The following is a 13,265-nucleotide window of genomic DNA, read 5'->3' as shown; positions in this document are numbered from 1 at the left end:
CGACCTGCGTACGACCATCGAACCGCAACCGATCGAGCTGACCGGCCCGGTCGTCGCGGCGGCCAGGCGCGCGACGCGGCTCGCGGCCGGATGCAGCCGCTGCAGCAGCGCGTCGAAGTCGGCCCGCCCGTCGCGTTCGGCCAGCAGCTCGCCGTCGAGGACGAAATCGACCGCGTCGAGGCCGGCCAGGGCCGCGCTGACCTCGGGAAAGTAGCGGCCCAGCGGCCGGTCGTGCCGACTACGCAGGTCGACGTCGTCTCCGTCACGGAAGGCGACGCACCGGAAACCGTCCCACTTCGGCTCGTACCGCAGGCCGTCGCGCGGCAGGTCCCGCACGAGCCGCGCGAGCATCGGCGCGACCGGCGGTCGAACCGGAACACCCATTCCGTCGCCCTACCCGCAAGCCGTCGAAGCTATCGCTATTCGAGCAGCACGTTGCGCGAAACCGGCCTCGTCTCGCAGGGTCTGGGGATGACGGCGAACGTGAGCGACATGGAAGCGGCCGCCCTGGCCGCGGTGGACGAGGCAGCCATCGGGCGGACCCTGCTCGACCTGCTCGCGGTGCCGAGCGTGACCGGGACCCCCGCGGAGTCCGACCTGCAGCACGTGCTGGCGCGGCAGCTGACGGCCATGGACCTCGACGTCGACCTGTGGTCGATGGACCTCACCGAGTTGCGGGCCGACCCGCATTTTCCGGGCAGCGAGGCCCCGCGTACGGAGGGATGGGGGCTCGTGGGCAGCACGCGGGCCGGCGGCGACGGGCCGACCCTCGTTCTCCAGGGACACGTCGACGTCGTTCCCCCGGGGGATCGGGCACAGTGGACGGACGACCCCTTCCGCCCGCGGACCGACGGCGACACGGTGCACGCCCGTGGCGCGTGCGACATGAAGGCGGGTGTCGTCGCCATCCTCGCCGCCATGGCCGCGATCCGGGGATCCGGGGCGAGGCTGCGCGGCCAGGTCTCCGCGCATTTCGTGGTGAGCGAGGAGGACGGCGGGCTCGGCGCGTTCGGCACCCTGCGCCGCGGCCACACCGGCGACGCCTGCATCATCACCGAGCCCACGAGCGGCGCCCTCATGACCGCGAACGCCGGAGCCCTGACCTTCCGGCTCGAAGTGCCGGGACAGGCCACCCACGGCAGCACGCGGTACGCGGGGGTCAGCGCGATCGACGCCTACCTGCCCATCCATCGGGCGCTCGGCCTCCTGGAAGCCCGCCGCAACGTCGACGTCGACCCGCTCATGACCGGCTACCCCGTCCCGTATCCACTCTCCGTCGGAACCGTCCACGCCGGCGACTGGGCCAGCAGCGTCCCCGACCTGCTGGTGGCCGAGGGCAGACTGGGCGTACGGCTCGACGAGGACCCGGCCCAGGCCCGCGACGAGCTCGAAGCCTGCGTCGCGCGGGCCTGCGCCGACGATCCGTGGCTCCGTTCCCACCCGGTCAAGGTCACGTGGCCCGGCGGGCAGTTCGCGAGCGGCCGGCTTCCGGCCGGGCACCCGCTGGCGACCCTGGTCGGCGACGCGCACGCCGACGTCACCGGCGGCCCGCGACCCCTGGAGCGTGGTGCCCCGTACGGCAGCGACCTGCGGCTCTACGCGGCGGCGGGCGTCCCCACGCTGCAGTACGGCCCCGGCGACGTGCGGCTCGCCCACGGCCCACGGGAACAGGTCCGGGTGAGCGACGTCGTCACGGTCGCGCGGGCCCTGGTGCTGGCCACGCTGCGCACCGTCGGCACCAGGTAGCCCGCTCAGTGGAAGTAGTGACCCTTGTCGAGGTCCTCGAGCAGGCCCGGCTGTGTCGGCTCCCAGCCGAGCAGCGACCGGGTGATGGTGCTGGAGGCCGGCTGGTCGACACCGAGGAGCCCGCCCAGGAAGCCGAACTCCTCGGCGGGGCGTGACGCCGTCGGTAGGTCGAGGTGGCGGCCGATCGTCTCGGCGATCTCGCGCACCGGCACGCCCTCGTCGCCGGTGGCGTGCAACACGGCACCGCCTTCAGCGCGCTCGACCGCGAGGCGGAACAGCCGCGCGGCGTCCAGCACGTGCACCGCCGGCCAGCGGCTCGAGCCGTCACCGACATAGCCGGACACGGCCCGTTCGCGGGCGATGCCGACCAGTCGGGCGATGAACCCGTGGTCGCCCTCGCCGTGCACCGTGCGCGGCAGGCGCACGACGGACGCCCGGACGCCCCGGGTCGTGAGGGCGAGCGCCGCGCGGGCGTTCGCGGCGCGGCCCGCGGCGGGACCCGCTCCGCTGGGATCGTCGCGCTCGGTCGCTGCCCGACCGGGCGTGGCGGGCGTGCCGGAAGCGATCACCAGCGGCTTCCCGGAGCCCGCCAACGCGGCCCCGAACGCCTCGATGGCCCGCGCGTCGGCGCGCACCGAACTCTCGAACTGGCTGAAGTCGTGGATGAACGCGAGGTGGATCACCGCGTCGCATCCGTCCGCACCCGTACGCAACGCCGCCAGGTCATCCAGGTCGCCGCGGAGCACCTCCGCTCCGCGCGCGGCGACGGCCGCGGCCGCGGAGTCGGACCTGGCCAGGCCGAGCACCTGGTGGCCGGCGCCGATGAGCTCCGGAAGCACGGCGGAGCCGATCCAGCCCGACGCGCCCGTGACGAAGATCCGCATGGAATCCTCCGATGAAGTGATGGGACTTGGTCTCATCAGAGGCTAGCACGCGATGGGACCAAGTCTCATCACGTAGGATGCGGGCATGGCACGGTGGGAGCCGAACGCGCGCGAGCGTCTGCAGAACTCCGCGCTCGAGCTCTTCCTGGAGCAGGGCTACGAGGGCACGACCGCGGCCCAGATCGCCGAACGGGCCGGTTTGGCCAAGAGCACGTTCTTTCGGCACTTCACCGACAAACGCGAGGTTCTCTTCGGCGGCCAGGAACTGCTGCACGACCTGTTCGTCGACGCGATCGCCGCCGCTCCGGCGTCGGCGACGCCACTCGAGGCGGCCGGCGCCACCCTGGCCGCCGCCGCGACCGTCTTCGGCCCGGAGCGCCGCACGTGGGCGCGGCGGCGCCAGACGGTCGTCGAGCAGAACAGCGAGCTGCAAGAACGGGAGCTGCTCAAGCTCGCCGGCCTGACCGCCGCGACGGCCGACGCGCTTCGCACGCGGGGCGTGCCGGACCCGACCGCCGGCCTCGCCGCCGAGATCGGCGCCCTCGCCTTCCGCCAGGCCTTCGCCCGCTGGATCGCGCCGCCCAACCAACGGGACTTCGCCGACCTCGCCCAAGAGCAGTTGCGGGAGCTGAGCGCCGCGCTGCCCACCCTCGACCTCACCACCGTGACGTAGCCGATTCCGCCAGCGGCGGTGAGCTCAGGACGACCACCCGAGCCGCGGCGCCAGCCCGCTAGCCGTTGGCGACCAGCCGCCACCGGTTGTCCGCGGTGCCGTTGTCCGCGTCCTGGACGGCCTGGGCGCCCCAGGCGGTCGAGCCGTTCAGGATGCCGAGCAGCTTGCCGCTGTTGACGTTGCGGATGCGGTAGGTGCCGTCGCCGTTGCTGATCAGCTGCCACCGGTGGTCGGCCGTGCCGTTGTCGGCCCATTGCAGGACGCGGGCGTTGTCGGCGGTGGACATGTTCTCCACGCCCAGCACCTTGCCGCTGTTGACGTTGCGGAAGCGGACGGCGTCGCCGTCGGTCACGACGACCCAGTTGTGGTCGGCGGTCCCCGTGTCGCCCCACTGCACGGCGAGCCCGCCGTCGGCGGTCGACATGTTCTGGACGCCGAGGACCAGCCCGGTCCCGGCGTTGACCAGACGGTGGCTGCCGCCGCCCGTGTTCCAGTAGACCGTGTAGTTGAAGCCGTGCGCGTCGTGGAACGGGCCCAGGTTGACGGTGGCACCGTTGGCGGTGGCGGTGAAGGCGAGCGACCCACTGCCGGTCCGGGTGACCGACGAGGTGGTCAGCGACGGCAGGGCGGCCAACGCCGTGTTGCCGTAGTTGCCGCACAGCACGACCGGACCGTAGGTGACCGCGGCGACGCCGGGGTTGTCGTTGGCGGCGACCGTCCCCACGCGCATGGGTAGCCGCACGACGATCGTGTCGCCCGCGGCCCAGGTGCGCGTCACGGTGGCATAGCTGCCGGGCGTCGTCGAGACGTTCTGGGCCGTGCCGTTGACGCTGATGGTCGCGCCGCTGGTCCACGCCGGGATCCGGACCCGGATGCTCCACGAGCCGCTCATCGTGCCGGACAGCGTCAGCGTGGTCGTGTCGCTGACCGGGTAGCTCGTGCTCTGGGTGACCGTGATGCCGCGTTGCGTCCAGCTCAGCACGGACGGCACGAACAGGTTCACCGTCAGCGTCGTGCCGTTGTAGAAGTAGATCGAGTCCATCAGCTTCGTGTTGGTCTCGATGCCGGTCCCCTGGCAGCACCAGAACGAGTTGTAGTCGGTGCTCCACGTGCCGCCACCCCACGCGGGGCCGACACCCCGGCGGCCGCCCGGCCGCAGCGGGGTGAAGTAGGTGATGTGGCCGTGGCTGTCGGCCGGGTTCTGCGCGCCGACCAGATGATTGAGCAGGGCGCGCTCGTAGTAGTCGAAGTAGGCGGCGCGGTTCGGGTCCAGCAACCACAGCTCGCGGGTCAACTTCAGCATGTTGTACGTGTTGCAGTGCTCGCACGTGTCGTTGGCCAGATAGCCGGCGATCGCGTTCGGCGCGCGGAAGTGCTCGGCCTGGCTGTTGCCGCCGACGGCGTAGGTGTGCGCGCCGACGGTGATGTTCCAGGCGTTGCCGGCGATGTCGCGGTAGCGGGTCGTGCCGGTCGCCTTGTACTCGCGGGCGGCGCCGACCCACTTCGGCACCTGCGTGTTGGCATGCAGCCCGTTGAGCTGGTCCTGGCCGGCGGCGAGCGGGTTGAAGACGGCGGCGTGGTCGAAGCGTTGCGCCGTGGCCAGCCAGCGCGCGTCGCCGGTCTGCTGGTAGATGTCGGTCAGCACCTCGTTCATGCCGCCGAACTCCGTGCCCAGCATCGCCTGCATCGCACTGGAGGTCAGTCGAGCGGTGCGGGTGTCGACCCAGCCGGCCAGGGCCAGCAGCACGGACCGGGCCTGGGTGTTGCCGGTGTATCGCCACGCGTCGAGCAGGCCGGCAAGGGTCTTGTGGACGCAGTAGTAAGGGACGTTGCCGTTCGAGAGGGTACGGGCCTCGAGCGCGGTGAAGTCGGACTCGGGGAAACCCGACAGGTAGCCGGCGGCGAACCCCGCGGAACCGTTGTTGGCTTGGCACTTCGCGAGCTCGGCGACCATGTAGGCGGCCTTGTCGCGGCAGGTGGTGTCACCGAGGACGGCGTACGCCTGCGCCCAGGCGGACAGGAAATGCCCCTGCATGTGCGTCCGGAACGGGAACGTCGGCGCGTCCCAGCCACCGTTGCTCGCGGCGCCGTTCGTGGACAGGCGATGGTTGGCCCGGAAGTTGTAGAGCAGCCGGTCGACGTCGACGAAGCGCAGGTAGTTGAGCGTCCGGGCCTGGTTGTCGAGCAGGCGCCCGGCGGTCAGTCGCACCTGGCCGAGCTCGAACGGATAGGCGGAGACGCCGATGTCCGCCCGGGCCGGCGGCACCACCGCCGCGGCCGCCGGCCGCCGGGCGGTCAACGCCGCACCGGTCGCGGAAACCACCGCTGTGGCCCCGGCCGCGTGCAACAGACGGCGGCGGGTGATCGGCAGGGACGGCATAGGAACCTCCCGGACAAATGTTAGCGTTAACATTGAGCACTGACGATGCTGCCAGATGGTCCCGGGAACTATCAAGAGGCGCCGGGCAACCCGTGGCGGCGACCATCTGCGAGGGCCCGGCGTAACAGAAAAACGGTCAAGAGTTTCTACTATGGACAATCTTGACGTCAGACGTCACATGTTCGTAACCTTACCCACGCCTTTTAGATGAGCTTCGATTCGCGGGAGAGCTGACATGTCCGATCTGACCCGCAGGCAGGTCCTCAGGATCGGAGCCGCCGGCGCCGGGGCCACGGTGCTTCCCTGGATCGCCCGCCCCCGGCCGGCGTCGGCCGCCCCGGCCGCGGTGCGGGCGGCCGACGACCTGGCGCTCTGGTACGACGAAGGCGCCGGCACCGACTGGCTGCGGGCACTGCCGATCGGCAACGGACGGCTGGGCGCGATGGTGTTCGGCAACGTCGACGTCGAACGCCTGCAGCTCAACGAGGACACCGTCTGGGCGGGCGGGCCGCACGACTCGAGCAACACGCAGGGTGCCGCGGCGCTGTCGGAGATCCGCCGCCGGGTCTTCGCCAACGAGTGGAGCCAGGCACAGTCGCTCGTCGACCAGGCCATGCTCGGCCGGCCGGCGGGCCAGTTGGCCTACCAGACGGTCGGGAACCTCCGGCTGACGTTCGCGAGCGGCTCCGGCGGGGTGTCCGACTACTACCGACACCTCGACCTGACCACCGCGACGACGTCGGTGTCCTACCTGCAGAACGGCGTCCGGCATCAACGCGAGGTCCTCGCCAGCGCGCCCGACCAGGTCATCGCGATCCGCCTGACGGCGGACCGGTCCGGCGCGATCAGCTTCTCCGCCCGCTTCGACAGCCCGCAACGCGTGACCGCGACCAGCCCCGACAGCACGACGGTCGCGATGGACGGCGTCTCGGGCGACATGGAGGGCCTCACCGGGCGCGTCCGGTTCCTGGCGTTGGCCCGCGCCGTCGTCAGCGGCGGCACGGTCAGCAGCTCCGGCGGCACACTCCAGGTGACCAACGCCGACAGCGTGACGGTGCTGGTCTCCATCGGCACCAGCTACGTCAGCTACGCCAACGTCGGCGGTGACTATCAGTCCGTCGCGCGCGGGCACCTCGGCAACGCCCAGTCCCGCTCCTGGGACCAGCTCCGCAGCCGGCACGTGGCCGACCACCAGGCGCTGTTCAACCGGACCACCCTCGACCTCGGCCGCACGGCCGCGGCCGACCAGCCGACCGACGTGCGCGTCTCCCAGCACGCGAGCGTCAACGACCCGCAATTCTCCGCACTCCTCTTCCAGTTCGGCCGGTACCTGCTGATCTCCTCGTCGCGACCGGGCACCCAACCGGCGAACCTGCAGGGCATCTGGAACGACTCCCTGGCACCCTCGTGGGACTCGAAATACACGATCAACGCCAACCTGCCGATGAACTACTGGCCCGCCGACACCACGAACCTGTCCGAGTGCTTCGAACCGGTGTTCAGGATGATCAACGACCTGGCGGTGACGGGGGCCCGGACCGCCCAGGTCCAGTACGGCGCCGGCGGCTGGGTCACCCACCACAACACCGACGCCTGGCGCGGCACCTCCGTCGTCGACGGCGCGCTGTGGGGCATGTGGCAGACCGGCGGCGCGTGGCTGGCCACGTTGATCTGGGACCACTACCGCTTCACGAACGACCTCGACTTCCTCCGCCAGTACTACCCGGCGCTCAAGGGCGCCGCCCAGTTCTTCCTGGACACCCTCGTTCCCGAGCCCAGCCTGGGCTACCTGGTCACGAACCCGTCGAACTCGCCGGAGCTCGCACACCACTCCGGGGTCAGCGTGTGCGCCGGACCCACCATGGACAACCAGATCCTGCGGGATCTGTTCAACGGGTGCGCGCAGGCGAGCCAGGTGCTGGGGGTGGACTCCGACTTCCGGACCCGGATCCTGGCCACCCGGGACCGGCTGCCCCCGATGCGGGTCGGCTCGCGCGGCAACATCATGGAGTGGCTCTACGACTGGGTGGAGCCGGAGACGAGCCACCGGCACGTGTCCCACCTCTACGGCCTGCACCCCAGCAACCAGATCACCAAGCGCGGCAACACCACGCTCTTCAACGCCGCCCGCCGCACCCTCGAGCTGCGCGGTGACGACGGCACCGGGTGGTCGCTCGCCTGGAAGATCAATTACTGGGCACGGATGGAGGAGGGCACCCGCGCGCACGACCTCATCCGCCTCCTCGCCACCCCGGCCCGGCTCGCGCCCAACCTGTTCGACCTGCACCCGCCGTTCCAGATCGACGGCAACTTCGGCGCGACGTCGGGCATCGCGGAGATGCTGCTGCAGAGCCACGCCGGCGAGCTGCACGTGCTGCCGGCGCTGCCGTCCGCGTGGCCGGCCGGCCGGGTCGACGGGCTCCGCGGCCGCGGCGGCTACACGGTGGGCGTCACCTGGAGCGCGGGACAGGCGAGCGAGATCCTGATCCGGGCGGACCGCGCCGCGACGGTCAACGTCCGTGCCCGGGCGTTCGCCGGCACCTTCACGGTCGTCGACACCACCACCGGCGGCACCGTCCCGGTCACCAGACCGGAGAGCGACGTCATCGCGCTGCCCGTGCTGGCCGGGCGCACCTACCGGGTGACCGTGACGCAGGCACCGGCCACCGGCACCGCGGTGCTCTACGCCGACACCGGCTATGCCGGCGCGGCCGCCGCGCTCGCGGTCGGCAACTACACGGCCACCCAGCTGCAATCGGCCGGGCTCGGGCCGCGGAGCGCGTCGTCGCTGCGGCTGACCAACGGATACCAGCTGGTCGGCTACGCCAACGACGGCTTCTCCGGCACGAGCTGGACCTTCACCACGGACAACGCCGACCTGCGCAACAGCGGCAACAACGACGCGATCGCCTCCGTGCGGGTCACCTTCGCACCGTCCCGCTACGTCCGGCTGGCCAACGTGACCAACGGACTGGTGATGGACAACGGCGGATCCACCACCTCGGGCGCGAACGTCAAGCTCTGGACCTCGAACAGCAGCAACAACACGCAGTGGCAGCTCGTCGAGCTGGGCACCGGCTACTACCGCATCGTCAACCGCGCCAACGGCATGGTCGTCGACGGTTGGGGCTCGACCCCCAACGGCTCGCCTGCCCGGCAGGCCGCCTGGAACGGCGGCACCAACCAGCAGTGGCAGTTCGTGCACCTCGGCGACGGCCGCTACCGGATCGTCAACCGGACGACCGGCCTGGCCCTCGACAGCGGCGGCAACGTCGCCTCCGGCTCGACGCTCAAGCAGTGGACCTGGGACGGCAGCACCAACTTGCAGTGGACGGTCGCGTTCGTCTGACACCGAACGCATCTGACCCCAGGGCGCACATGCCACGCCGAGTCGTGTGCGCCCTGGTCCACTGAGCCGCCGCGGACGGTACCTTCGCAGGCGTGTTGACCGACGGCGGAGGACAGCGCACGGCGACGGCGTCGAGTGCGGGCCGGGCGGCGATCGGCCGGGCGCGGGCGCAGCGGCTGCTGGTGACCCTGCTCGGCGACCACTGGCGCCCCGACCGGGCGCCGTTGCCCTCCGGCGGGCTGGTCGCGGCCCTTTCCGAGTTCGACATCGCGCCGGCGAACGCGCGCGCCACGCTCAGCCGGCTGACGCAGCGCGGTCTGCTCGAGCGCACCAAGGAGGGTCGGCACACCAGCTATCGGCTGACCGAGCCGGCCTGGCAGACCCTCCGGCGTGGGGCGCGCCGCATCTTCGCCACGACCGACGAGACCGCCTGGGACGGCACCTGGACGCTCATCGCCTTCACGCTGCCCCTGGACGACGCGAGCCAACGTCGGCTCCTCCGCGCCCGGCTGCGCTGGCTGACCTTCTGGCCGTTGTACGACGGCACCTGGGTCACGCCGCACGACCGGCTCGACGAGGCCCGCCAGCAGCTGCACGAGCTGGGCATCACGGACGCGGTCGTCCTGCGGACCCGTGACCTGGAGCTGCTGCCCGCCGGCCGGGCCCGGCTCGAGTCCGGCTGGCGCATCGACGACCTGGCCGAGGGCTACCGCGGGTTCGTCGCACGGCACCGCGAGCTGGCCCGTCGGGCCGGCGAGGGCCTGACCTCTCCGCGGGCGGCTCTCGTGCACCGCACCGAGCTCGTCGACGACTGGCGCGCGCTCATCGGCAACGACCCGGATCTGCCGGCCGAGTTCCTGCCGCCGTCCTTCCCACGCGCCGAGGCGCGGCGGCTGTTCCTGCGCACGTCCGAGGCGCTGGCCCGACCGGCCCAGCGGCGCTTCGAGGAACTCGTCGCGCCCCCACCCATCGATGCATTGCATAGTCGTTGACGCCTTGCCAGATTTCGCATTATGTTCGGTATCGATGCGAAGGAGACCTCATGTCGCTGGACGGCAAGGTCGCGATCGTCACCGGATCCGGACGGGGCCTCGGGCTCGCCTACGCCCTCGAGTTGGCACGGCAGGGTGCCGCGGTCGTGGTGAACGACGTCGACGCGGCGGCCGCGGCGGAGGCCGTCGCCACGATCGAGGCACACGGCGGACGAGCTGTCGCGGTGGTCGCGCCCGTCGGCCCCACCGCGACCGCGCAGGCCCTCGTCACGGCCGCGGTCGACCGGTTCGGCCGCCTCGACGTCCTCGTCACCAACGCCGGCGTCCTGCGCGACGCCGTGCTGTGGAAGATGAGCGACGACGAGTTCGACACCGTGATCGACGTCCACCTGCGCGGCACCTTCACCACGGTGCGCGCCGCCGTCCGGCACATGCGCCAGGCCGGCGAGGGCGGGCGGGTCATCTGCATCGGCTCGCCCACGGGTCAGCGCGGGACCTTCGGCCAGACCAACTACGCCGCCGCCAAGGCGGGCATCGTCGGCATGGTGCGCACCTGGGCGTTGGAGCTCGAGCGCGCCGGCATCACCGTCAACGCCGTCGTGCCGGTGGCCGCCACCGCGATGACCGCCACCGTCCCCTACTTCGCCGCGGCGGTGCGGGCCGAGGCGCGGGGCGAGCCCGTGCCCGCGTTCTTCCGGCACGACCTCGGCTTCGGCACTGCGGACGACGTGGCCGGCCTCGTCGCGTTCCTCGCCTCCGCCGCCGCCGGGGCCGTCACCGGCCAGGTGATCGGGGTCGGCGGTGACCGCATCCAGATCTGGACCCATCCCGAGACCGCCGTCACCGCGCACCACAAGGGTGGCTGGTCATACGACGCGATAGTCGCCGCGTGGCCGACCACGTTCGCCGGTGCGTTGCAACCGGTCGGCGAACGCTTCCCCGACCTGCCCGAGCCGTTCCGGCCCGTCTCCTGACCGCCGCGGAACGCTGCCGAGCATGTACCAGCCCGCGATCGACCTCGCCGCCGTCACCGCGATCGACATGCACGTGCACATCGAGGTGGACGCGCACGGCCACGCCTCGTTGCCGGAGCCGCTGGAGGCCGCCGCGTCGCGGTACTTCCGCACCGACGGGCCCAGGCCGGCCGTCGACGCGGTGGCGCACTACTACCGCGAACGCCGCATGGCCGCCGTCGTGTTCACTGTGGACGCCCGCACCCAGCTCGCACACACCCCGTTGTCCAGCGTCGACATCGCCCGTGCCGCGGCCGACCACGCGGACGTGCTGATCCCCTTCGGCTCGGTCGACCCGCGCACCGGCGAGGCGGCGCTCGACCTGGCCGCCCGGCTCGTCGAGGACGAGGGCGTGCGCGGCTTCAAGTTCCACCCGACGGTGCAGGGCTTCGACCCGAGCCACGCCGAACACGCACCGCTGTGGCGGCTGATCGAGCGGCTGGGCGTTCCCGCGTTGTTCCACACCGGACAGACCGGCATCGGCGCCGGCCTCCCCGGCGGCTACGGGCTGCGGCTCGGGCTGTCCAACCCGATGCTGCTCGATGCCGTCGCCGCCGATTTCCCCGACCTGCGGATCGTCATGGCGCACCCGTCCGTGCCCTGGCAGGACGAAGCGCTCGCGGTGGCCACGCACAAGCCCAACACCTGGATCGACCTGTCCGGCTGGAGCCCGAAGTACTTTCCGGCCCAGCTCGTGCGCTACGCCAACACCATGCTCTCCGACCGGGTGCTCTTCGGCACCGACTATCCGATGCTGACCCCCGACCGATGGCTGCGCGACGCGAAAGGCACCGACCTGAAGCCGGAGGTGCTGCCCGGCATCCTGAAGGACAACGCCGCGCGGCTGCTGGGCCTGCCGGGCCGACGAGGAGAAGAGGACGCCCATGTCGACGACCATCAGCTATGACCGGCTCCCGGAGCTGGCCGGCGCGGACCTCGGCCACAGCGCCTACCGGACGGTGACGCAGGAGCAGGTCAACCTGTTCGCGGACGCCACTGACGACCACCAGTGGATCCACGTGGATCCCGCGCGCGCCCGGCAGGGCCCCTTCGGCGCACCGATCGCGCACGGCTTCCTCACGCTGTCCCTCGCGGTTCCGCTGTGGACAGAGCTGCTCGACGTGGACGGCGTGTCGACGAAGGTGAACTACGGCCTCGACAGGGTGCGCTTCCCCGCCCCGGTGGCGGTCGGGTCACGGGTCCGGATGCGGGCCGTCGTGGCCGAGGTCGACGCGGTCGCCGGCGGCTACCAGATCACGGTCGACCAGACGATCGAGATCGAGGGCGGCGCCAAGCCCGCGGTCGTCGCGCGAGGCCTGTACCGCTTCTACGCCTGACCGCCCACCACCGGGAGATTGCTGATGCGCCACCAGGGGATCGGCACCTGGCTGACCAAACGCCGGCTGAAGTCACCCGACAAGACCGCTCTGGTGTACGGCGACGCGGCCACGATGACCTACCGCGAGTTCGCCGACGGCGCGGGCCGCGTCGCCGCGGTGCTCGGCCACCTCGGCATCGGCCGGGGCGACGCCGTGGCGTACCTGGGTGAGAACAGCCCCGTCTTCCTCCAGACCATGTTCGGCACCGCGCTGGCCGGCGCGGCGTTCGTCCCCGTCAACACCCGGCTGGCCGCGGCCGAGGTGCGCCACGTCCTCACCGACTGCCAGGCCCGCGCGCTGGTCCACGACCCCGAGTTCGCGGACCGTGCGGCCGAGGTCGCCGACGGCGTGGACCACGTCGTCGGCACCGGGGCCGGGACCGCGGACCGGCCGGGTCTCGACCGCCTGCCCGGCGGGAGCGCCGCGGTCGCGACCGTGGCGATGGACGACCCGGCCGCGATCATCTACACGTCCGGGACGACCGGCCGGGCCAAGGGCGCGGTGCTCACGCACGCGAACCTCACCTGGGTCGCGCTCAACTGCGTCGTCGACTACGACGTCGTCTCGACCGACGTCGCGCTCATGATCTCCCCGCTGTTCCACGTGGCGTCACTCGGGATGGGTGCGCTGCCCGTCATCCTCAAGGGCGGCACCCTCGTACTCGAGAAAGGCTTCGAACCCGGCCGCGCGCTCGCCCGGATCGAACGGCACCGCGTCACGATGCTCAGCGGGGTGCCGACCACCTACCAGCTCATGGCCGACCACCCGGACTGGGCCTCGACCGACCTCTCGTCGTTGGCGAAGCTCACCTGTGGTGGTTCTGCCGTGCCCAACCGCATCCTGAGCGCC

10 protein-coding genes and 1 pseudogene are annotated in these 13,265 nt (G+C 71.6%); 8 read left to right on the top strand and 3 right to left on the bottom strand.

All coding sequences use genetic code 11. The features are described from left to right. A pseudogene (locus AB0H87_RS27235) lies at nt 1–384 on the bottom strand (hypothetical protein); the annotation flags it as partial. Nucleotides 385–471: 87 nt separating this feature from the next. Here AB0H87_RS27235 and AB0H87_RS27230 point away from each other — a divergent pair. Beyond that, nucleotides 472–1,746, top strand: a complete 1,275-nt coding sequence (locus tag AB0H87_RS27230) for an ArgE/DapE family deacylase (protein WP_360151415.1) — start codon at nt 472–474, stop codon at nt 1,744–1,746. Nucleotides 1,747–1,751: 5 nt separating this feature from the next. On the opposite strand, the gene AB0H87_RS27225 is transcribed toward AB0H87_RS27230, so the two are convergent. Beyond that, on the bottom strand, nt 1,752–2,630 hold the full coding sequence (locus AB0H87_RS27225) for an SDR family oxidoreductase (protein ID WP_360151412.1): 879 nt from the start codon (nt 2,628–2,630) through the stop codon (nt 1,752–1,754). A gap of 85 nt (nt 2,631–2,715) precedes the next feature. Here AB0H87_RS27225 and AB0H87_RS27220 point away from each other — a divergent pair, with 85 nt between their 5' ends. Next, the gene (locus AB0H87_RS27220) at nt 2,716–3,303 is read left to right on the top strand and encodes a helix-turn-helix domain-containing protein (protein ID WP_360151409.1); all 588 of its coding nucleotides are present in this window, start codon (nt 2,716–2,718) and stop codon (nt 3,301–3,303) included. A gap of 58 nt (nt 3,304–3,361) precedes the next feature. Here AB0H87_RS27220 and AB0H87_RS27215 read toward each other — a convergent pair whose 3' ends face one another. Next, nucleotides 3,362–5,683: a beta-L-arabinofuranosidase domain-containing protein gene (locus AB0H87_RS27215; RefSeq protein ID WP_360151406.1), complete on the bottom strand. Its 2,322-nt coding sequence runs from the start codon at nt 5,681–5,683 to the stop codon at nt 3,362–3,364. Between the two features lie 235 nt (nt 5,684–5,918). Between AB0H87_RS27215 and AB0H87_RS27210 the strand changes: the two genes are divergently transcribed. The 6 genes from AB0H87_RS27210 to AB0H87_RS27185 all read left to right on the top strand — a co-directional run. After that, entirely contained in the window at nt 5,919–9,032 is a 3,114-nt protein-coding gene (locus AB0H87_RS27210; protein WP_360151403.1) for a glycoside hydrolase N-terminal domain-containing protein, read from the top strand. Between the two features lie 92 nt (nt 9,033–9,124). Further along, nucleotides 9,125–10,024 carry a PaaX family transcriptional regulator C-terminal domain-containing protein gene (locus AB0H87_RS27205; protein ID WP_360151400.1) on the top strand — a complete coding sequence of 300 codons (900 nt, stop codon included), beginning with the start codon at nt 9,125–9,127 and terminating at the stop codon, nt 10,022–10,024. Nucleotides 10,025–10,074: 50 nt separating this feature from the next. After that, nucleotides 10,075–10,998 carry an SDR family NAD(P)-dependent oxidoreductase gene (locus AB0H87_RS27200; protein WP_360151397.1) on the top strand — a complete coding sequence of 308 codons (924 nt, stop codon included), beginning with the start codon at nt 10,075–10,077 and terminating at the stop codon, nt 10,996–10,998. Nucleotides 10,999–11,020: 22 nt separating this feature from the next. Beyond that, nucleotides 11,021–11,944, top strand: coding sequence for an amidohydrolase family protein (locus tag AB0H87_RS27195; RefSeq protein WP_360151394.1), 924 nt, complete (start codon nt 11,021–11,023; stop codon nt 11,942–11,944). Next, the gene (locus tag AB0H87_RS27190; RefSeq protein ID WP_360151391.1) at nt 11,922–12,374 is read left to right on the top strand and encodes a MaoC family dehydratase; all 453 of its coding nucleotides are present in this window, start codon (nt 11,922–11,924) and stop codon (nt 12,372–12,374) included. The genes AB0H87_RS27195 and AB0H87_RS27190 overlap by 23 nt, the downstream gene beginning before the upstream one ends. 24 nt (nt 12,375–12,398) lie before the next feature. Continuing rightward, a partial coding sequence (locus tag AB0H87_RS27185) for an AMP-binding protein (RefSeq protein WP_360151388.1) occupies nt 12,399–13,265 on the top strand: 867 nt, incomplete at its 3' end.

It is taken from the genome of Asanoa sp. NPDC050611 (assembly GCF_040654855.1).
Taxonomy (GTDB): domain Bacteria; phylum Actinomycetota; class Actinomycetes; order Mycobacteriales; family Micromonosporaceae; genus Asanoa.
This window is presented reverse-complemented; position numbering and strand designations above follow the sequence as displayed.